The sequence below is a fragment of the Pseudomonas sp. NPDC090592 genome (genome assembly GCF_044769185.1).
Taxonomy (GTDB): Bacteria; Pseudomonadota; Gammaproteobacteria; order Pseudomonadales; family Pseudomonadaceae; genus Aquipseudomonas.
The window spans coordinates 36,003-54,880 of the sequence record NZ_JBIVXJ010000040.1 but is presented as its reverse complement, the minus strand read 5'-3'; the positions used below and the strand labels follow the sequence as shown (position 1 = coordinate 54,880).

The following is an 18,878-nucleotide window of genomic DNA, read 5'->3' as shown; positions in this document are numbered from 1 at the left end:
CTGCCCAACACCTCCAATGCCCAGCAAGTGTTCAACACCTGCCAGGCCCTGGGTGGCGGCAACTGGGACCACTCGGCGCTGATCAAAGGCCTGGAGCACATGGCCAACTTCTCGATCCGCGACGACAAGTAAGTAATCACTGGCTTCTTCGCGGGCATGCCCGCTCCCACAGGTACTGCGCAGGCCTGAGGGCCACGATATTCCTGTGGGAGCGGGCAAGCCCGCGAAGAAGCCAACACCGATGGGCCTGCGACCACAGGCCCAACGGTGGCACCGAGCAACACCCGCCCCTGGTTCGGCCTGCACGGAGGCAGTTCCAGGGGCGTTTTCGATTCTGCAGAACAACAATAATTGGGAGCCTGCCATGTCGGTCGATCCGCAAAAACTTCTCCGCGACCTGTTCGACACAGCCATCGCCGCCGCCCACCCCCGTCAAGTCCTCGAACCCTACCTGCCCGCCGACCGTAGCGGCCGGGTCATCGTCATCGGCGCCGGCAAGGCCGCAGCCGCCATGGCCGAAGTGGTCGAGAAAAGCTGGCAGGGCGAAGTGTCCGGGCTGGTCGTGACCCGTTACGGCCACGGCGCCAACTGCCAGAAGATCGAGGTGGTCGAAGCCGCCCACCCGGTCCCCGACGCCGCCGGCCTGGCCGTGGCCAAGCGCGTGCTGGAGCTGGTCAGCAACCTCAACGAAGACGACCGCGTCATCTTCCTGCTGTCCGGCGGTGGTTCCGCCCTGCTGGCGTTGCCAGCCGAAGGCCTGACCCTGGGCGACAAGCAACAGATCAACAAGGCGCTGCTCAAATCCGGCGCCACCATCGGCGAGATGAACTGCGTGCGCAAGCACCTCTCGGCGATCAAGGGTGGCCGCCTGGCCAAGGCCTGCTGGCCAGCCACCGTCTACACCTATGCGATTTCCGACGTGCCTGGCGACCTGGCCACCGTCATTGCTTCCGGCCCGACCGTGGCCGACCCGAGCACCTCGGCCGATGCCCTGGCCATCATCAAACGTTACAACATCGACGCCCCCAAAGCCGTCATCGACTGGCTCAACAACCCCGCCTCGGAAACCGTCAAGGCCGACGACCCGGCCCTGGCCCGCAGCCACTTCCAGCTGATCGCCAAGCCCCAGCAATCGCTTGAAGCGGCTGCGGTAAAAGCCCGCCAGGCCGGCTTCAGCCCGCTGATCCTCGGCGACCTGGAAGGCGAGTCGCGCGAAGTGGCCAAGGTGCACGCCGGCATCGCCCGGCAGATCGTGCAGCATGGCCAGCCCCTGAAGGCCCCGTGCGTGATCCTGTCCGGCGGCGAAACCACCGTGACCGTGCGCGGCAACGGCCGTGGCGGGCGTAACGCCGAATTCCTGCTCAGCCTTACCGAAAGCCTGAAAGGCCTGCCGGGCGTATATGCCCTGGCCGGTGATACCGACGGCATCGACGGCTCGGAACAAAACGCCGGCGCCTTCATGACGCCAGGCAGCTACGCCCGTGCCGAGGCCCTGGGCCTGTCGGCCAGTGACGAGCTGGACAACAACAACGGCTACGGCTATTTCGCCGCGCTGGATGCGCTGATCGTTACCGAACCGACCCGCACCAACGTCAACGACTTCCGCGCCATCCTGATCCTTGAGACTGCCCAATCATGACGCCTGATAAAAAAGTAAAGATCCTCGCCACCCTCGGCCCTGCGATCAACGGCATCGACGACATCCGCCAGCTGGTAGAAGCCGGGGTCAACATCTTCCGCCTCAACTTCAGCCACGGCGAACACGCTGACCACGCCCTGCGCTACCAGTGGATCCGCGAAGTGGAGCAGCAGCTCAACTGCCCGCTGGGCATCCTCATGGACCTGCAAGGGCCAAAACTGCGTGTGGGCCGCTTTGCCGAAGGCAAGGTACAACTGCAACGCGGCCAGGCCCTGCGCCTGGACCTGGACAAGGCCCCGGGCGACAGCCGCCGGGTAAACCTGCCGCACCCCGAAATCATTGCCGCCCTGGAGCCCGGCATGGACCTGTTGCTGGACGACGGCAAGCTGCGCCTGCGCGTTACCGCCAAGCACAGCGACGCCATCGACACTGAAGTGCTGAACGGTGGCGAGCTGTCTGACCGCAAGGGCGTGAACGTGCCACAAGCGGTACTCGACCTCTCCCCGCTCACCGAAAAAGACCGCCGCGACCTGGCCTTCGGCCTGGAGCTGGGTGTGGACTGGGTGGCCCTGTCGTTTGTACAACGCCCGCAAGACATCACCGAAGCACGCCAGCTGATCGGCGACCGCGCCTACCTGATGGCCAAGATCGAAAAACCCTCGGCAGTCGAACAGCTGCAAGCCATCGCCGAACTGTCGGACGCCATCATGGTGGCCCGCGGTGACCTAGGCGTGGAAGTGCCGGCCGAGAGCGTGCCGCAAATCCAGAAGCGCATCATCGGCACCTGCCGCCAGCTGGGCAAGCCGGTGGTTGTGGCCACGCAGATGCTCGAGTCCATGCGCTTCTCGCCGGCGCCAACCCGCGCCGAAGTCACCGACGTGGCCAATGCCGTGGCCGAAGGTGCCGATGCGGTAATGTTGTCTGCCGAGACCGCCTCGGGCGACTACCCGCTGGAAGCCGTGCAGATGATGAGCAAGATCATCCGCCAGGTGGAGAACGGCCCGGACTACCAGGCCCAGCTCGACGTCGGCCGGCCGAAGGCCGAGGCCACCGTGTCGGACGCTATCAGCTGCGCGATTCGCCGTATCAGCGGCATCCTGCCGGTGGCGGTGCTGGTCAACTACAGCGAGTCGGGGGCCTCGACCCTGCGTGCTGCGCGCGAGCGGCCACGGGCGCCGATCCTAAACCTGACGCCGAACCTGGTCACTGCACGCCGCCTGAGCGTGGCCTGGGGCGTGCATTCGGTGGTCAACGACCGCTTGCGCCAGGTCGATGAAGTGGTGTCTACCGCGCTGGAAATTGCCCAGGCGCAAGGCATGGCCAGCCGCGGCGACACGCTGTTGATCACTGCCGGTGTGCCTTTCGGCAAGCCAGGGTCGACTAACACGCTGCGGATCGAGACTTTGATCTAAGCCACTGCATTTCCACTGTGGGAGCGGGCGCCCCCGCGAATACGTCAGCCCAGGCAACGTCGTTGCTCCTGCTGGCCCTTTCGCGGGCACGCCCGCTCCCACAGGGTCGGTGGTGTCGCACATACCTGCGGAATACCCAAGGCCCAAAGAGGCCCACCGCTTCCCTTCAACCTCACTGACTGCCCCATGTACACCAAAAATTTCGTCAACCCGTGCCCCGACTGGGCCACGGCGTTACTCAGCGGTTTCAGCCAGGTGCTGCTGCTGCGCAACCCCCTGTGCGGCCTGTGCTGCCTGCTGGCCATCCTGCTGACCGCCCCCGACCTGGTCGGCGGCGCCCTGCTCGGCGCCCTGGCCGGCCTGATTACTGCCCAAGCCCGTGGTTATGACCGCGCCGACCGCCAGGCCGGGTTGTACTGCTACAATGGCGTGCTCATCGGCATCCTGATCAGCGCCGTGCTGCCCTGGTCGGCCATCTTGCCGCCGCTGATCATCGCCGCCGGCGGCCTGTCCAGCATCATCACCCACCAGTGGCGCAAGCGCGGCGGCAAGCTGCTGGTTGCCTACACCGCGCCGTTCGTGTTGCTGGGCTGGGCCGCGCTACTGTTCGCCAGCCCCTCGCCCAGCGGCTTCGTCGAAGCCGACCCGCTGTACGCCCTGATGCGAGGTGTGGGGCAGATCTTCCTGCTCGACCAGCCGTTGGCTGGTTTGCTGATCATCGTCGGTATGTTCATCGCCAACCCGTATGCGGCAATGTGGGCAGTGATCGGCTCGGCCATCGGTGGCGGAGTAGCGTTGCTCGCCGACCAGGCGCAAGCCGCGTGGCTGGGCCTGTATGGTTTCAACGCTGCGCTGGCGGCATTGGCATTCAGCCGGCAAGGTGAAAAGCCGTGGGTGACACTGCTGGCAATTGCCCTGGCCCTGTTGCTGCAACCATTGTTCAAGCTGTTGCCGGTGGCCGGGCTGACTGCGCCCTTCGTTACTGCCTGCTGGCTCATGCACCTGGGCAACTACCTGGCCCAACCCAGGCAGCGCGACGCCAGCCGCTTGCACAGCTGAAACGCAGCCCCTAGGCTCAGCCCATCGCATTGTGGAACGAGCCAATGAACAACCCTCAGAGCCTGCGCGAGCGGCTTTATGTCATCGTCTTCCAGACCGACACCGTGGCTGGAAGGCGCTTCGACAAGATCCTCCTGCTGATCATCCTCGCCAGCCTGGTTACGGTGATCCTCGACAGCATCGACGAAGTACACCAAAGCTACGCCGGCCTGCTGGCGGGTATCGAATGGGGCTTCACCGGGATCTTCCTGGCCGAGTACCTCACCCGCCTGTACTGCTCACCCAAGCCCTTGCGCTATGCCTTCAGCTTCTACGGCCTGGTCGACTTGCTGGCGATCGTGCCGGGGATCATCGCGCTGTACTACAGCGACGCCCAGTATCTGCTGATCATCCGGGTGATCCGGATGCTGCGGATCTTCCGCGTGCTCAAGCTCAGCCCGTACCTCAAGCAGGCGCATTACCTGATGGAGGCGCTGCGCGGCAGTAAGCAGAAGATCATCGTGTTTCTGGTGACAGTATCGACCCTTGTAACCGTGTTCGGCACCTTGATGTATGTGATCGAAGGGCCGGAACATGGCTTTACCAGTATCCCCAAGGGCATCTACTGGGCCATCGTTACCCTGACTACCGTGGGCTTTGGCGACATCGTGCCGAAGACGCCGCTGGGGCAGGTGCTGTCGTCGCTGGTGATGATTACCGGTTATTCGATCATTGCCGTGCCGACGGGCATCTTTACCGCCGAACTGGCCAATGCCATGCGTGGGGAGCAGTTGCAGCATGATTGCCCGACTTGCAGCAAGAAGACCCATGAGCATGGCGCGGCGTTTTGCTCTCGTTGTGGGAATGGGTTGTTTCCCAAGCTTTGATGTCGCCTGTACTGGCCCTTTCGCGGGCGCGCCCGCTCCCACAGGATCACCACAGGCCTTGACTGTGTGCGGTCCCTGTGGGAGCGGGCATGCCCGCGAAAGGGCCAGAGCAGGCAACGGCATAACCAAAGTCATTTTTGTTCTTTAACCCCCATAAACCCACCCGCTATAGTCGCTGGCAATCTGCCCCAACAACCTTCAAGAACAAGGAAGCAACGTGAAAAAACTCTTCACCGCCTCGCTGCTCGCCGCAGGCCTGGCCCTGGGCAACATCGCCCAGGCCGCCCCTACCCTGCTGAACGTTTCCTACGACGTGATGCGCGACTTCTACAAGGACTACAACCCGGCCTTCCAGAAGCACTGGGAAGCCGAGCATAAAGAGAAGGTCAACGTGCAAATGTCCTTCGGCGGCTCCAGCAAGCAGGCGCGTGCGGTAATCGATGGCCTGCCGGCCGATGTGATCACCATGAACATGGCCACCGACATCAACGCCCTGGCCGACAACGGCAAGCTGGTGCCGGACAACTGGGTGAGCCGTCTGCCGAACAACAGCGCGCCGTTCACCTCGGCCACCGTGTTCATCGTGCGCAAGGGCAACCCGAAAGCCCTGAAAGACTGGCCCGACCTGCTCAAGGACGGTGTGCAGGTGATCGTGCCCAACCCGAAGACTTCGGGTAACGGCCGTTACACCTACCTGTCGGCATGGGGTTATGTACTCAAGCAGGGCGGTGACGAGGCCAAGGCCCGTGACTTCGTCGGCAAGCTGTTCAAACAGGCGCCGGTGCTGGATACCGGTGGCCGTGCTGCCACCACCACGTTCATGACCAACCAGATTGGTGATGTGCTGGTGACCTTCGAGAACGAAGCCGAAATGATCGCCCGCGAGTTCGGCCGCGACCAGTTCGAAGTGGTTTACCCGAGCGTGTCGGCCGAAGCCGAACCACCGGTTAGCGTGGTCGACAAGGTGGTGGCCAGGAAAGGCACCCAGGCCGTGGCCGAGGAATACCTGAAGTACCTGTGGTCGCCAGCGGCCCAGGAAATTGCCGCACAGAACTACCTGCGCCCACGCGATGCGACGGTGCTGGCCAAGTACACCGACCGGTTCCCGAAGGTGGACTTCCTGTCGGTGGAGAAAACCTTCGGTGACTGGCGCACCGTGCAGAAGACCCACTTCAATGATGGCGGGGTATTTGACCAGATCTATACCGGTCAGTAATTGATGTGGGCAGGTCCGGCCCCTTCGCGGGCAAGCCCGCTCCCACAGGAATCGTGCAAAACCCAGGCCTACGATAATCCTGTGGGAGCGGGCTTGCCCGCGAAGGGGCCGGACCAGGCGACATCAAACCTGGCGGAATACCAAGGCCTTCAGCCCACCCGCCGGGTCCACATCGGGAAATTCCGGCGGGTTCTCCAGCCGCTCGACAAACACCAACGAAGACGCCTGCTCCGCCATCCCCTCGATCAGGAATTCCGGCCCAATACCCGGGTCGTTGACACACGCCAGCACCGTCCCCCCCGCATTCAGCAACTCCGGCAGACGCCGCAGGATCTTCGCGTAATCCTGGGTCAACACAAAGCTGCCACGCTGGAAGGTAGGCGGGTCGATGATGATCAGGTCGTAAGGCCCGTACTTGCGCACCTTGCCCCATGACTTGAACAACTCATGCCCCAGATACGCCACCCGCGACGCATCATGGTCATTCAGGCGATGGTTATCCCGGCCCCGCGACAACGCCGACTTGGCCATGTCGAGGTTCACCACCTGCTCGGCACCGCCGGCAATTGCTGCCACCGAAAAGCCACAGGTGTAGGCGAACAGGTTCAGCACGCGCTTGCCCGCCGCCTGCTCACGCACCCAGCGCCGGCCGTAGCGCATGTCGAGGAACAGGCCGTTGTTCTGTCGCACGCCCAGGTCCAACAGGTAGGTAAGGCCGTCCTCTATCACCTCGCGCTGCTGGCACGGCTCGCCCAGCAGCCACTGGCCGGGGCTGTCGGGCAGGTAGCGGTGCTGTATGAGGATGGCCTGGCCGGACCATTGCGGGCGCTCGGCAAGGGCACGCAACATGGCCTCCAGCTCGGCCAGTTGGCCTTCAGGCATCTCGCGGAACAATGCGACCGATAACACACCTTGCAGCCAGTCGACGGTGACCTGCTCCAGGCCTGCCCAGCAGCGGCCACGGCCGTGGAACAGGCGGCGGGTTTCCTGCGGGGCAGGGTCGAGGGCGGCGAGCAGGTGCTGCTCGAGGGTGTGGATTGGCGAAGTCATGGTGGGTCGCAAGCTGGCAAAGAGCGGCATTCTACCTTGCTGGCCTCTTCGCGGGTAAACCGCTCCCACAGGTACTGCACATACCTCAGGACCTATGCGACTCCTGTGGGAGCGGGTTTACCCGCGAAGAGGCCAGCAAGGTCAGCTCAAGGCTTGACTGCAAATCGCGTAGGTCGGAACCACCACCCCTGCTGCATACCCGCCGCTGCCAGCAGGATCAACCCTACTCCCAGCCACTGCAGCGGGGCCAACCGGTGCCCGAACGCCACCCAATCCACCAGAATCGCCGCAATCGGATAGATGAATGACAACGCACCGGTCAACGCCGTGGGCAAGCGCTGGATGGCGCTGTACAACAGCACATACATCAACCCTGTATGCACCATGCCCAGCGTCAGCAAACTGGCCAGTTCAGGCACTTCACCCGGCAACCCACCCAACTTGACCCACGGCGCCAGCAGCAGCACCCCGGTCGTGACCTGGATCAGCGCGATCAAATGCGGGGGTGTGCCTTTCAGCCGCTTGATGATCAATGCCGCAATCGCATACAAGAACGCCGCGCCCAGTGCCAGCGCAATGCCCAGCAGATAGTCTTCGCCACTCCCCTGCCCTGCACCATGTGCACTGACGATGGCCAGCATGCCGAGAAACGCCATACTCAGCCAGCTGACCTTGGCCAAGGTGATCTTCTCGCCCAGAAACACCGCTGCCAGCCCCACCAGCATGAACGGCTGCACGTTGTACACCGCCGTGCCAATGGCGATCGACGCCCTTGAATACGAGGCAAACAACAGTACCCAGTTGCCGACGATAGCCACACCACTGGCAATCGCCAGCAGGACCGCCGTGCGGCTGATAACCCCCGGCCGCAAAAAGCCGAACGCGGCGCAGATCACCAGCAGGGTCACGGCGCCGAACACGCAGCGCCAGAACACCACCTCAAGCACCGGCTGGCCAGACACCAGCACGAACCAGCCGATGGTCCCGGAAATCAGCATGGCAGCGACCATTTCCAGCGAGCCACGGCGCAATGAACTGTCCATCTCATACCTCCCGTTGACGATGGCAACAGTATGCAAAGGCTGCCTGCCCGCCTTCCAGCGGATATCCAAGGCAGATCGGCAAGCTTGCCTTTACTATCAAGGCAAATAAGCCGAATTACCTGTTGAGGTAAGCATGACCGATAGCATCGACCAACTGCTGATCAATGCACTGATGGAGGACTCGCGCCGCTCGCTCAAGGCCTTGGCGCAGGTCAGCGGGCTGTCCGCGCCCAGCGTCAGCGAGCGCCTGCGCCGGCTGGAGGAACGCGGCGTGCTGCGCGGTTACACCGTGGAGGTCGACCCGCGCGCCTTTGGTTACCAGCTGCAGGCCATCGTGCGCATTCGCCCGCTGCCGGGGCAGTTACAGGAAGTGGAGCGGCAAATCATTGTCATCCCCGAGTTCACCGAGTGCGACAAGGTTACAGGCGAGGATTGCTTTATCGCCCGGCTGCATGTGCGCTCGATGGAACAGCTGGACACCTTGCTTGACCGTATCAATGTGCTGGCCGAGACCAATACCGCAATCATCAAGAAGAGCCCGGTGAAGCGGCGGTTGCCGCCGATGGATTGAGTGTCTCCTGTGCCGACCTCTTCGCGGGTAAACCCGCCCCCACAGGTTGGCAGCGCATTTGAGGGCTGTGCAATACCTGTGGGAGCGGGTTTACCCGCGAAGAGGCCGGCACAGTAAAAGCTGACTATTTTTTGTACACAAAAATGTCACCTTAAGTGCCATTTTTGTGTGCACTTTTGAAGGTAACGCCCCAATACGTTACACCCGCCCCACAACTAATTTTGACCATTTGATCAACTAAGTTGTGATCTTGAAAATTAAACCTGCTCATTTGGTCAACTTATAGTTCCAGAATTTCATCAACTTATCTTTCAACAAGATAGATTCCAAAAACTTGCCCGTCGAAAGTTGACTTTTCCTTGGCACAAAAATGGCTTTTGTGTGTTCGTGTTTTGTATACAACCCAAGCAAAACATAAATACACAAGAACCCGCGACGCCGACCCAATGTTGGCCGCCGCGCCCAGAACCCTGTGATGCCAACGCTGCACCGACGAGATGGCGAGCCCGTGCGCATGCCCGCTCATCGCAGTCACTGTGCATCAGGAGCCGCCGGAATGAGTAGCAGCCTCAACCTTGCCCCTGAACAATCCGTCGCCAGCACCCACCCCGCTTCCACACTTGCCGGCAGCCAGCCGGAACTGGCGCTGAGCCCACGCCTGCATAACCGCGACCTCGCCCCGACGCGCATCGAAGGCCGCCGCTGGGGTGGCTACAGCATCTTCGCGTTGTGGACAAACGATGTGCACAATATCGCCAACTATTCGTTCGCCATGGGCTTGTTCGCCCTCGGCCTGGGTGGCTGGCAAATCCTGCTGTCGCTGGCGATCGGCGCGGCGCTGGTGTACTTCTTCATGAACCTGTCCGGCTACATGGGGCAGAAAACCGGGGTACCGTTCCCGGTCATCAGCCGCATCGCCTTCGGCATCCACGGCGCGCAGATCCCGGCGCTGATCCGCGCCGTCATCGCCATTGCCTGGTTCGGTATCCAGACCTACCTGGCCTCGGTAGTGCTGCGCGTGCTGCTCACCGCCGTGTCGCCGCAACTGGCCAGCTACGACCACGACAGCATCCTCGGGCTGTCGAGCATGGGCTGGGTGTGTTTCGTGGCGATCTGGCTGGTGCAGCTGGTGATCCTTGCCTACGGCATGGAGATGGTGCGCCGCTACGAAGGCTTTGCCGGCCCGGTCATCCTGCTGACCGTGGCTGCGCTGGCCGTGTTCATGTACTTCAGGGCCGACGCGCGCATCGTCTGGTCGGTGACCGAGCCGCTGACCGGTTATGAGATGTGGCGCAACATCTTTGCTGGCGGTGCCCTGTGGCTGGCGATCTACGGCACCCTGGTGCTCAACTTCTGTGACTTTGCCCGCTCCTCGCCGTGCCGCAAGACCATACGCGTAGGCAACTTCTGGGGCCTGCCGGTGAACATCCTGGTGTTCGCGGTGATCACCGTGGTGCTGTGCGGCGCGCAGTTCCAGATCAATGGCCAGATCATCGACAGCCCGACGCAGATCGTCGCCGCCATTCCCAGCACAGCGTTCCTGGTACTCGGCTGCCTGGCCTTCCTGATCGTCACCGTGGCGGTGAACATCATGGCCAACTTCGTCGCCCCGGCGTTCGTGCTCAGCAACCTCGCCCCGCGCCACCTCAACTTCCGCCGCGCCGGGTTGATCAGCGCCACCGTCGCCGTGCTGATCCTGCCGTGGAACCTGTACAACAGCCCGCTGGTGATCGTGTACTTCCTCTCCGGCCTGGGCGCCCTGCTGGGCCCGCTGTACGGGGTGATCATGTCCGACTACTGGTTGCTGCGCAAAGGCTGCATCAACGTGCCGGAGCTGTACACCGAACACCCGACCGGCGCCTACCACTACAGCAAGGGCATCAACCTGCGCGCCGTGGCCGCCTTCGTACCCGCCGCACTGTTGGCCATTGTGCTGGCCCTGGTGCCGAACTTCCATGGCATCGCACCGTTCTCCTGGCTTATCGGTGCCGGCATCGCCGCCGCCATCTACCTGCTGATCGCACCACGCAACCGCCAATACCACGACGTCAGCGGCGAGTGCATTGCCGTCGACCACAGCAGCCATTAATCAGGGAGGACTGCCCATGCGTATTCTGATCGCCAACGTCAACACCACCGAAGCCATCACCGACGCCATTGCCGAGCAGGCCCGTGCGGTCGCCGCGCCCGGCACTGAAATCATCGGCCTTACCCCATGGTTTGGCGCCGAGTCGGTGGAAGGCAACTTCGAAAGCTACCTGGCCGCCATCGCGGTGATGGACCGCGTGCTGGCCTACGATGGCCCGTACGACGCCGTGATCCAGGCCGGTTACGGCGAACACGGCCGCGAAGGCCTGCAGGAACTGCTCAACGTGCCGGTGGTGGACATTACCGATGCAGCCGCCAGCACGGCCATGTACCTGGGCCATGCCTACTCGGTGGTGACCACCCTGGACCGCACCGTGCCGCTGATCGAAGACCGCCTGAAACTGTCGGGCCTGTATGAACGCTGCGCCTCCGTGCGGGCCAGCGGGCTGGCGGTACTGGAACTGGAAGCCGACCCGCAGCGGGCCGTGGAGGCAATCGTCGAGCAGGCCGAACGCGCCGTGCGTGAGGACAAGGCCGAGGTGATCTGCCTGGGTTGCGGCGGCATGGCCGGTCTGGACGAGCAGATTCGCCAGCGCACGGGGGTGCCAGTGGTGGATGGGGTGAGTGCGGCGGTGACCATTGCCGAGTCGCTGGTGCGCATGGGGTTGAGTACCTCCAAGGTGCGCACCTATGCCACGCCGCGGGTGAAGAAGGTGATCGGCTGGCCGATGCGGTTCGGCCGCTAATACTTTAGCTACCTGTACCGGCCCCTTCGCGGGTGAACCCGCTCCCACAGGTAAAGCATAGGCCTCAAGACCTGCGAACTATCTGTGGGAGCGGGTTCACCCGCGAAGAGGCCAGTACAGGTTCACTCGTCATCAGGGCCAACCGCTGCACTGCCACAGCCCATGACTAAAACCCTTATGTCGGGCAGCTATGCGCTCCGTCATTCAAACCCTGGCGCACGTTGCGGCTGAGCAGGGTGGCCTTGCCGTCATGCCAGGTGAGGGTCAGGACGTAAAGGGTGTCAAAGTCATCGCCACTCCAGTCCTCGGTAATCACCCGGTCTTCACCCAGGGCCTTGCCGGCCACGGTGTTGATCAGCTCCGGCAGGTAGCCGTGGGACCAGGCGGTGTACACCGTCGCGTTGCGGTATTTGTCGCTCAGCAACTCATCGGCCAGCTCATCGGTGTCGTTGGCGCCGTAGTCGATGTTCACCGGCAGACCGAGGCGGATGGCGCTGGGGGTAATGGTCATCAGCGGGCGGATATAGCTATAGCTTTCGTCCTTGCTGCCTTCCTCGACATGCCGCGAAGGGTTGGCGGCAAACACGAAGTCTGCCTTGCCGAAGCGCTCGGGCAGCAGCGTGGCCAGGTCCAGCGCACGGTTGAGGCCCTGGCAGTTCAACTGGCCCAGGCCCTCGCCCGGTTTCTCGGCATGGCGCAGGAACACCAGCGTCTGGGTGCCATCCACCGGTTGCGCGCGGCTTTCGACAGCCTCCAGCGCCAGCGGTACGGCGACAGCTGTAAGCACCAGGCTCAGCAGCAGGTGACGGCGACGGCGGAAGAATGTTGGCAACTTCATCAAGGCAGGCTCGTGTGGCAGAGAAAATCGGGTTACCCGCCACATCGCCCCGGCAATTGCGGGACGCCATCAGTAGTGAATGCCATCCTTGGCAACGAGTGAGGGTCAGAGTGCCCTGAACCCGTTTGGTTCCTCCATGGAGGTGGATGCCGTTCCCTAGGCAAGGCCTAAGTTACGGCATGGGTGTTGCGCAATTGTGTACGGTGCAAGAACCTGCGGTTGCACTGCAGCCGCTCAATCATCCCGCGTCAGCACTTCCAGCAACTCGATCTCGAAGGTCAGGTCCGAATTCGGCGGAATCGCCCCCACGCTGCGCTCGCCATAGCCCAGGTGCGCCGGCACCAGCAGCTTGCGTTTGCCGCCCACGCGCATGCCCATCAGGCCCTGGTCCCAGCCTTTGATCACCCGGCCGCTGCCGATCACGCACTGGAACGGCTTGCCGCGCGACCAGGACGAATCGAACTCGCTGCCATCGGCCAGCCAGCCGGTGTACTGGGTAGTGATCAGGGCGCCTTTGACGGCGGCTTTGCCGTCCCCCTCGACCAGTTCGATGATCTGCAGTTCTTGGCTCACGGGCATACTCCAACGCTTGAAAACAAAGCCGCCCTTTTCTCAGGAATGCAGCGGTTTGGCAAGCGCGCGTGGCGTTTCGTGCTGGCGCATCGACCACAGCACACCGCCCACCACCAGCACGATCGCCGCCGCTTCCAGCAGGCTTGGCCCGGTCTGCCGCCAGAGGAAGGCGTACAACAGCGCGAACAGCGTTTCGAACACAATCAGTTGCCCACTCAAGGTCAACGGCAAGCGTTTGGACGCGGCATTCCACAAAGCCATGGCCAACCACGAACCGAGCACCGCGCAGCCCAGGCTGGCCGCCCAGAACAGCCACCAGCGCGACATCGGCGCTTCTACCTGCAGTTGCTGCGGCTGCCACACCGCCAGGCCGGCGACCATCAGCAGGCTGGCCAGGCCCGTCATGACCCCACACAGCACCGACCATTGGTGGCTGTCAAAATGCCCGCACTGCTTCAGGTAGCGGCTGTTCTGCACGGCGTACCAGGTCCAGCAGGCCAACGCTGCCAGCGCGTAAAGCAGGCCCATCAGTTTGTCGCCGATGTCGCCGGGGGCGAAGGCGAAGGTTTCCAGGTTGATGCACAGCATGCCGGCAAGGATCAGCGCCAGCGGGCCGACCAGCCGCGCCAAAGGCACTGCGCCACTGTCATTACGCCCGTACAAGGTGATGGTAAGCGGCAGCACGCCGACGATCAGCGAAGCCGGGGCCACGCCCAGGCGCTGGATCGCTGCAACCAGGAACACGAAGTACACCAGGTTGCCGATCACTGCCAGGCGCAGCAGCATCCATGCATCGCTCGCGGTCAGCTGGCGCAGCTGGCGGGCCATGGGCAAGGCCAGCAACAGTGAGATCACGCCCACCATCAGGTAACGCACGCTGCTCAGCAGCATCGGGTTGAACTCGGGCAACAGTTCGGGAACCATCAGCACCATGCCCCATAACGCACCGGCCATGCCGGCGTACACCACACCGCGTTTCACGTGTCTGCTCCTGTTTGAAGATGAGCGCAGGCTACCTGTGCGCGGGGTATCGGGCAAAAGATCAATTTGCATGGTGGCATTCCCTGGAGGAATGGCTCAGCGCTGATTATGATGCTGGCAATACTGGCCCTACCGCCGGCAAGCCGGCTCCCACAGGTATCGCGCAGGCCTGAGCATTGTGCGGTCCCAGTGGGAGCTGGCTTGCCGGCGATAGGGCCGGTGCAGCCAACCCGTTGCCCGGAATCGACCATGAGCCGCTACAGCCGCCACCTGCCCCCGCTCGATACCCTGATCGCCTTCGAGGCAGTGGCCCGCACGGGCAGCTTCACCCGCGCCGCCGGCGAGCTGTACCTGACCCAGAGCGCAGTGTCCAAGCAGATTCGCCTGCTCGAAGACCAGCTCGGCACGCAGCTGTTCGAACGCCGCGCCCGGGGCATTGCGCTGACCACTGCCGGCGAGCACTTTCATGGTTTTGTCGAGCCGATGCTGGACAAGCTGCTGGCCAACGTCCAGCGCCTTAAAAGCGGCCACGGCAGCCGCCATGTCAGCGTCATCTGCACCCACGCCGTGGCGCAATACTGGCTGTTCCCGCGCCTGCTGCGCTTCAACGAACAACACCCCGGGCTGACCGTGAACATCCACGCCAGCAATGACATCAACGAGAGCCTGGTGGCCGACTACGACTTCGGTATTCTCTACGGGCATGGGCGCTGGCGCTCGCTGCAGGCCAGCAAGCTGTTCGACGAAGTGATCTACCCGATTGCCAGCAACAACTGGGACCTGCGCCAGGTCGACAGCCTGACGGCGCTGCAGGCGCTGCCCCTGATCCAGCTCGATGCCTCGGCCTGGAACTGCCTGGACTGGCATGACTGGTTCGCCCACTTTGGCCTGCGCTACCAGGCACCGGCCGACGCACCCACCTTCAACCAGGTGAACCTGGTGTTCGACGCGGTGATGCAAGGCATGGGCGTGGGCCTTGGCTGGGAGTCCATGGCCCGTGACCGTATCAACAGCGGCCTGATCCGCCAGGTGTGCGATTTCGAGGTCCGCACCGGCCAGGCCGACTACCTGGTGCATGACCGCCAGACCCTGCCCTCGCCCGCCGCCCAGGTGTTTGCCGAGTGGCTGTTGGCGCAGGCCTGAATCAGCTGTTCTGCTCGAAGACTTCCTGGCCGGTCAGTTCCTTGGTCTGGTTGGCGAAGCAGTACCAGGCGGGTTTCTCTTCGACGAAAATCTGCATGTTGAAATCCCAGTCCTGGTCGCCATCGAGCAGACCGACCGGTATGGCATGGAAGTCGTTGGCCTTGAGCCGGTAGTACAAGTGCGTGCCGCACTGGCCGCAAAAAGCGCGCTGTGCCCAGTCGGACGAGTCATAGACGCTGGGTGCACGCCCCTCGATCAGCGGGGGCTTGCTGCAATCAACCACCAGCAGCGGTCCACCGGTCCACTTGCGGCACATGCTGCAATGGCAGGCGCTGATGTGGGTATTGTCGACGGTGACGGTAAGCCGGGTGGCGCCGCACAGGCAGGTGCCGTGTTTTTCCAGGGCCATGGCTGGCTCCTTGAACAGGGGTTGGGCCATGTAGGAGCGGCCTTGTGTCGCGATGGGCTGCAAAGCAGCCCCCGGATTGACGCATCAACGCGAAAATCGAGGGGCCGCGTTGCGGCCCGATCGCGACACAAGGCCGCTCCTACAGGCAGACGGTGTCAGCCTGTTAAATATAGACGGTACCGCGCAGGTACAACGCCGCCCGCCCGCTGATGATCACCCGGCCATTACCCGGCACTTCACACAGCAACTGCCCTTTGCGCGCCCCGCCCTGCTCGCACGCCAGCACCTGCTTGCCCAGCCGCTCGGCCCACACTGGCGCCAGCGAGGTATGCGCCGAACCCGTCACCGGGTCTTCGTTCACACCAACGTTGGGGCCGAACCAACGGGTGACGAAATCAAAGCCACGTCCTGCTGCGGTTACGGCTATGCCGCGCACATCGAAGGCCGACAGTGCAACGAAGTCTGGCTTCAGCGTGTCGAGCAGCAAGGCGTCATCAATCACCACTACGTAATCGTCACTGCGGTACAGCGCCTGCGCCTGGCCCAGGCCCAGCGCCTGCAACAGGCCTGCCGGGACATCCTCGGCGACTGGCTGCTTGGCCGGGAAGTCCATGGCCAGCATGCCGTCGGCGCTACGGCTGACACGCAGCTCGCCACTGCGGGTATTGAAGCGCAGCACCTGCGCCTGCTCGCCCAGTTGCTCGAACAGCACATAAGCCGAGGCCAGGGTGGCGTGACCGCACAGGTCGACTTCAACGGTCGGGGTGAACCAGCGCAGGTCGAAGGTTTCGCCATTGCGCACGAAGTAGGCGGTTTCCGACAGGTTGTTTTCTTCGGCGATGCGCTGCAGCACATCGTCCGGCAGCCAGCTTTGCAGCGGTATCACCGCCGCCGGGTTGCCACCGAACGGCTCAGCGGAAAAGGCATCGACCTGGAAGATTTCGAGTTGCATGCACACGCTCCTTGTTGCCCTGGCGCTGCCGGGCTGATGTCTGGAAAAGGGTTACTGGCGTACGGGGGTCAAGACGGGTTCGCCGGCAAAAAAGGCCTGCAGGTTGCGCAACACCAGGGCCACCGTGTCGCGCGCAGCTTCTGGCGACTGGCCGGCAACGTGAGGGGTAAGTACGGTATTGGCCAAGGCCTTGAGGGCGTCGGGCACTGCCGGCTCGTCGTCGAAGACGTCCAGCGCGGCGCCCGCCAGCTGGCCACGTTGCAGTGCGGCAACCAGGGCCTGGGTGTCGACCACGCTGGCCCGGGCGATATTGACCAGGTAGCCCTCGGCGCCCAGGGCCTGCAGCACTTGGGCATCGACCAGGTGCTGGGTGTTGGCACCGCCGGGGGTGGCTACAACCAGGATATCCACGGCATCGGCCAGGTGTTGCGGGCTGTCGTACCAGGTGTAGGGCACATCTTGGCGGGGCGTGCGGCTGTGGTAGCTGATGGGCATGTCAAAACCGAGGTGAGCGCGTTTGGCGATGGCAAGGCCTACCGCGCCGAGGCCGAGAATGCCCAGGCGCTTGCCGCTGACCGAGGGGCTGATCACCCGGTTCCACTCGCCGCGTCGGGTGCTGGCATCGGCGCGGGGGATGTTGCGCAGCAGGGCCAACAGCAGGGCCAGGGTGTGGTCGGCAACGGCGGCGGCATTGGCGCCAGCGCCGTTGGTGACGGTGATGCCGCGGGCGGCGGCAGCGGCCAGGTCGACTTGCTCGTAGCCCGCGCCGATTACGCAGATGATTTGCAGGTTGGGCAATGCGTCGATTTCGGCGGCGGACAGGCCCAGCGGGCCGCGGGTGAGCACGGCGTCGATTTCATTAGCATGGCGCTGGATGGCAGCGGCACGCTGTTGCGGTGAGGGGGCGCGAATCAGGCGGTAACCAGCCTGCTCCAGCAACGGCAGGTACTCGTCGACGGTTTCCACCAGTACCAGGACTGTTCTGCGCATGCCACCTCCGGTCAATTCGAAGGGTCATTATGCGGAATGAGCAACCAATACAGTCAATAGAAATAACAAGGCAAAACTGTACTGTACCGCCCAACCCACAAGCGCCGCGTCGCGTCGCGCCGCGCCGCTCTTGATCTTGATCTTGATCTTGATCTTGATCTTGATCTTCGCGACTTCAGGAGGCCGAGCGGAGGGATTGCGGAGGGAGGTGACGGGCATGGATGCCCGTCAAGCGCTGAGGCCCCATGGATGGGGCCTGCAGCGCGTACTCCCGGGAGCAAGCCCGTAGCGAGGGAACCCCGGAGCGCAGCGTAGGGGCCGGATGATGGGAGCGCAGCGTTTTTTGGTTACTTTTTGTCGCGTTTGACAAAAAGTGACTCGCCGTAAGGGCGAAAAGGTGAGTCAGCGTCGCCATCGCAAATGGACTGTTCGCTGATTCAAAACAGCCGAATCTTGCTTCTTGTTTCTTGTTTCTTGTTTCTTGTTTCTTGTTTCTTGCTTCTTGGATGTGGGCATTCACATCGAGTAGGTATTCATTCACGCAGGTGGCGCTCAGTCACCTTTCCGCCCTTACGGCGGGTCACTTTTTGGCAAACGCCCCAAAAAGTAACCAAAAAAGGCTGGCTCCCGTCATCCGGCCCCTGCGCTTCGCTCCGGGGTCCCCTCGCTACGGGCTTGCTCCCGGGAGTACGCGCTGCAGGCCCCATCCATGGGGCCTCAGCGCTTGACGGGCATCCATGCCCGTCACCTCCCTCCGCAATCCCTTCGCTCGGCCTCCTGAAGTCGCAATTTGCGGCGCCTGGACTATCGCGCGCTTAGAAGCAAAAGCAAAAAGCAAAAGCAACAGCAACAGCAACAGCAACTTCAACGGCGAGATTGGTGTTACTGGGCGAATGCCCGACCCAGCCCACCTGGAACACCACTGCTATCCGTTTCCTGCCACGGCCCATTCGGGCTCAACGACCAGCTCCAGCCGTTATCAAACCGGTAATAAGTACGCTGCCGGTAGAAGGTATTGGGCTGTTTCTCCAATACGTATACACCCAGTTTCGGGTCCCAATGGCTCGCCCCGCCAGGCGGTGGCGCAAAGCTGGCCGAGGTACGCGGCATCGGTTTGGGAATCGCCGCCGGCTTGCCCGGCTGGGTCGATGGCTGCCCACCCGGCAATGGCTTGACCACCGGCCCCTGCGGCGGCACACGCTCGATCGGTGGTTCAGGCTGCTCATACGGCTGGTGCACCGTACACGCAGACAAACCCAGGGCCAGGGTAATCAGGGTCAGGCGGACGGTGCTGTGCATGGC

19 protein-coding genes and 1 pseudogene are annotated in these 18,878 nt (G+C 63.0%); 10 read left to right on the top strand and 10 right to left on the bottom strand.

What is annotated here, in order from left to right; translation table 11 throughout:
• The 6 genes and pseudogenes from ACIQUI_RS25895 to ACIQUI_RS25870 all read left to right on the top strand — a co-directional run.
• Positions 1–132: pseudogene (locus ACIQUI_RS25895) on the top strand (2-hydroxy-3-oxopropionate reductase); the annotation flags it as partial.
• Positions 133–364: 232 nt separating this feature from the next.
• Positions 365–1,639: a glycerate kinase gene (locus ACIQUI_RS25890; RefSeq protein ID WP_403203502.1), complete on the top strand. Its 1,275-nt coding sequence runs from the start codon at positions 365–367 to the stop codon at positions 1,637–1,639.
• Positions 1,636–3,051 carry a pyruvate kinase gene (pyk, locus tag ACIQUI_RS25885; RefSeq protein ID WP_403203500.1) on the top strand — a complete coding sequence of 472 codons (1,416 nt, stop codon included), beginning with the start codon at positions 1,636–1,638 and terminating at the stop codon, positions 3,049–3,051. Before ACIQUI_RS25890 ends, pyk begins: the two co-directional genes overlap by 4 nt.
• Before the next feature lie 186 nt (positions 3,052–3,237).
• Complete coding sequence (locus ACIQUI_RS25880; protein WP_403203499.1) at positions 3,238–4,110, top strand: urea transporter; 873 nt, start codon at positions 3,238–3,240, stop codon at positions 4,108–4,110.
• A 44-nt stretch (positions 4,111–4,154) separates the two neighbouring features.
• Positions 4,155–4,976 carry an ion transporter gene (locus tag ACIQUI_RS25875; protein WP_403203498.1) on the top strand — a complete coding sequence of 274 codons (822 nt, stop codon included), beginning with the start codon at positions 4,155–4,157 and terminating at the stop codon, positions 4,974–4,976.
• Between the two features lie 217 nt (positions 4,977–5,193).
• On the top strand, positions 5,194–6,192 hold the full coding sequence (locus ACIQUI_RS25870) for a sulfate ABC transporter substrate-binding protein (protein ID WP_403203496.1): 999 nt from the start codon (positions 5,194–5,196) through the stop codon (positions 6,190–6,192).
• Positions 6,193–6,315: 123 nt separating this feature from the next.
• On the opposite strand, the gene ACIQUI_RS25865 is transcribed toward ACIQUI_RS25870, so the two are convergent.
• A complete protein-coding gene (locus tag ACIQUI_RS25865; RefSeq protein ID WP_403203494.1) occupies positions 6,316–7,242 on the bottom strand; it encodes a class I SAM-dependent methyltransferase in 927 nt (308 codons plus the stop codon).
• Positions 7,243–7,388: 146 nt separating this feature from the next.
• A complete protein-coding gene (locus ACIQUI_RS25860; protein ID WP_403203492.1) occupies positions 7,389–8,285 on the bottom strand; it encodes a DMT family transporter in 897 nt (298 codons plus the stop codon).
• A gap of 133 nt (positions 8,286–8,418) precedes the next feature.
• On the opposite strand from ACIQUI_RS25860, the gene ACIQUI_RS25855 reads away from it, so the two are divergent.
• From ACIQUI_RS25855 to ACIQUI_RS25845, 3 genes are all read left to right on the top strand, one after another.
• Positions 8,419–8,856 carry an Lrp/AsnC family transcriptional regulator gene (locus ACIQUI_RS25855; protein WP_403203490.1) on the top strand — a complete coding sequence of 146 codons (438 nt, stop codon included), beginning with the start codon at positions 8,419–8,421 and terminating at the stop codon, positions 8,854–8,856.
• 556 nt (positions 8,857–9,412) lie between these two features.
• On the top strand, positions 9,413–10,945 hold the full coding sequence (locus tag ACIQUI_RS25850) for an NCS1 family nucleobase:cation symporter-1 (protein ID WP_403203487.1): 1,533 nt from the start codon (positions 9,413–9,415) through the stop codon (positions 10,943–10,945).
• A 16-nt stretch (positions 10,946–10,961) separates the two neighbouring features.
• Positions 10,962–11,690, top strand: coding sequence for an aspartate/glutamate racemase family protein (locus ACIQUI_RS25845; protein WP_403203485.1), 729 nt, complete (start codon positions 10,962–10,964; stop codon positions 11,688–11,690).
• 175 nt (positions 11,691–11,865) lie between these two features.
• Here the strand turns inward: ACIQUI_RS25845 and ACIQUI_RS25840 are convergent, their stop codons facing one another.
• The 3 genes from ACIQUI_RS25840 to ACIQUI_RS25830 all read right to left on the bottom strand — a co-directional run bounded on the left by ACIQUI_RS25840 (position 11,866) and on the right by ACIQUI_RS25830 (position 14,082).
• Complete coding sequence (locus ACIQUI_RS25840; protein ID WP_403203483.1) at positions 11,866–12,528, bottom strand: histidine phosphatase family protein; 663 nt, start codon at positions 12,526–12,528, stop codon at positions 11,866–11,868.
• Positions 12,529–12,762: 234 nt separating this feature from the next.
• Complete coding sequence (locus ACIQUI_RS25835) at positions 12,763–13,101, bottom strand: FKBP-type peptidyl-prolyl cis-trans isomerase (RefSeq protein ID WP_173888103.1); 339 nt, start codon at positions 13,099–13,101, stop codon at positions 12,763–12,765.
• 39 nt (positions 13,102–13,140) lie between these two features.
• Positions 13,141–14,082: a DMT family transporter gene (locus ACIQUI_RS25830; protein WP_403203481.1), complete on the bottom strand. Its 942-nt coding sequence runs from the start codon at positions 14,080–14,082 to the stop codon at positions 13,141–13,143.
• 249 nt (positions 14,083–14,331) lie between these two features.
• Between ACIQUI_RS25830 and ACIQUI_RS25825 the strand changes: the two genes are divergently transcribed.
• A complete protein-coding gene (locus ACIQUI_RS25825; RefSeq protein WP_392484954.1) occupies positions 14,332–15,225 on the top strand; it encodes a LysR substrate-binding domain-containing protein in 894 nt (297 codons plus the stop codon).
• A 1-nt stretch (position 15,226) separates the two neighbouring features.
• On the opposite strand, the gene ACIQUI_RS25820 is transcribed toward ACIQUI_RS25825, so the two are convergent.
• The 5 genes from ACIQUI_RS25820 to ACIQUI_RS25800 form a co-directional block, all read right to left on the bottom strand.
• The gene (locus ACIQUI_RS25820) at positions 15,227–15,634 is read right to left on the bottom strand and encodes a GFA family protein (protein WP_054911400.1); all 408 of its coding nucleotides are present in this window, start codon (positions 15,632–15,634) and stop codon (positions 15,227–15,229) included.
• A 163-nt stretch (positions 15,635–15,797) separates the two neighbouring features.
• On the bottom strand, positions 15,798–16,586 hold the full coding sequence (locus ACIQUI_RS25815; RefSeq protein WP_403203478.1) for a PhzF family phenazine biosynthesis protein: 789 nt from the start codon (positions 16,584–16,586) through the stop codon (positions 15,798–15,800).
• A 51-nt stretch (positions 16,587–16,637) separates the two neighbouring features.
• On the bottom strand, positions 16,638–17,576 hold the full coding sequence (locus tag ACIQUI_RS25810) for a 2-hydroxyacid dehydrogenase (RefSeq protein ID WP_403203476.1): 939 nt from the start codon (positions 17,574–17,576) through the stop codon (positions 16,638–16,640).
• A 27-nt stretch (positions 17,577–17,603) separates the two neighbouring features.
• Positions 17,604–17,795, bottom strand: coding sequence for a hypothetical protein (locus ACIQUI_RS25805; protein WP_403203474.1), 192 nt, complete (start codon positions 17,793–17,795; stop codon positions 17,604–17,606).
• Between the two features lie 663 nt (positions 17,796–18,458).
• On the bottom strand, positions 18,459–18,875 hold the full coding sequence (locus ACIQUI_RS25800) for a hypothetical protein (protein ID WP_391132626.1): 417 nt from the start codon (positions 18,873–18,875) through the stop codon (positions 18,459–18,461).
• Between the last annotated feature and the right edge of the window lie 3 nt (positions 18,876–18,878).

Excerpts from the sequence above, each read along its gene's own strand:
- ACIQUI_RS25855 (WP_403203490.1), top strand. The coding sequence starts at position 8,419 with ATGACCGATAGCATCGACCAACTGCTGATCAATGCACTGATGGAGGAC.
- ACIQUI_RS25825 (WP_392484954.1), top strand. The coding sequence starts at position 14,332 with ATGAGCCGCTACAGCCGCCACCTGCCCCCGCTCGATACCCTGATCGCC.
- ACIQUI_RS25890 (WP_403203502.1), top strand. The coding sequence starts at position 365 with ATGTCGGTCGATCCGCAAAAACTTCTCCGCGACCTGTTCGACACAGCC.
- ACIQUI_RS25860 (WP_403203492.1), bottom strand. The coding sequence starts at position 8,285 with ATGGACAGTTCATTGCGCCGTGGCTCGCTGGAAATGGTCGCTGCCATG.
- ACIQUI_RS25865 (WP_403203494.1), bottom strand. The coding sequence starts at position 7,242 with ATGACTTCGCCAATCCACACCCTCGAGCAGCACCTGCTCGCCGCCCTC.
- ACIQUI_RS25840 (WP_403203483.1), bottom strand. The coding sequence starts at position 12,528 with ATGAAGTTGCCAACATTCTTCCGCCGTCGCCGTCACCTGCTGCTGAGC.
- ACIQUI_RS25815 (WP_403203478.1), bottom strand. The coding sequence starts at position 16,586 with ATGCAACTCGAAATCTTCCAGGTCGATGCCTTTTCCGCTGAGCCGTTC.
- ACIQUI_RS25875 (WP_403203498.1), top strand. The coding sequence starts at position 4,155 with ATGAACAACCCTCAGAGCCTGCGCGAGCGGCTTTATGTCATCGTCTTC.
- ACIQUI_RS25805 (WP_403203474.1), bottom strand. The coding sequence starts at position 17,795 with ATGCCCGTCACCTCCCTCCGCAATCCCTCCGCTCGGCCTCCTGAAGTC.
- ACIQUI_RS25810 (WP_403203476.1), bottom strand. The coding sequence starts at position 17,576 with ATGCGCAGAACAGTCCTGGTACTGGTGGAAACCGTCGACGAGTACCTG.
- ACIQUI_RS25850 (WP_403203487.1), top strand. The coding sequence starts at position 9,413 with ATGAGTAGCAGCCTCAACCTTGCCCCTGAACAATCCGTCGCCAGCACC.
- ACIQUI_RS25800 (WP_391132626.1), bottom strand. The coding sequence starts at position 18,875 with ATGCACAGCACCGTCCGCCTGACCCTGATTACCCTGGCCCTGGGTTTG.
- ACIQUI_RS25820 (WP_054911400.1), bottom strand. The coding sequence starts at position 15,634 with ATGGCCCTGGAAAAACACGGCACCTGCCTGTGCGGCGCCACCCGGCTT.
- ACIQUI_RS25880 (WP_403203499.1), top strand. The coding sequence starts at position 3,238 with ATGTACACCAAAAATTTCGTCAACCCGTGCCCCGACTGGGCCACGGCG.
- ACIQUI_RS25845 (WP_403203485.1), top strand. The coding sequence starts at position 10,962 with ATGCGTATTCTGATCGCCAACGTCAACACCACCGAAGCCATCACCGAC.
- pyk (WP_403203500.1), top strand. The coding sequence starts at position 1,636 with ATGACGCCTGATAAAAAAGTAAAGATCCTCGCCACCCTCGGCCCTGCG.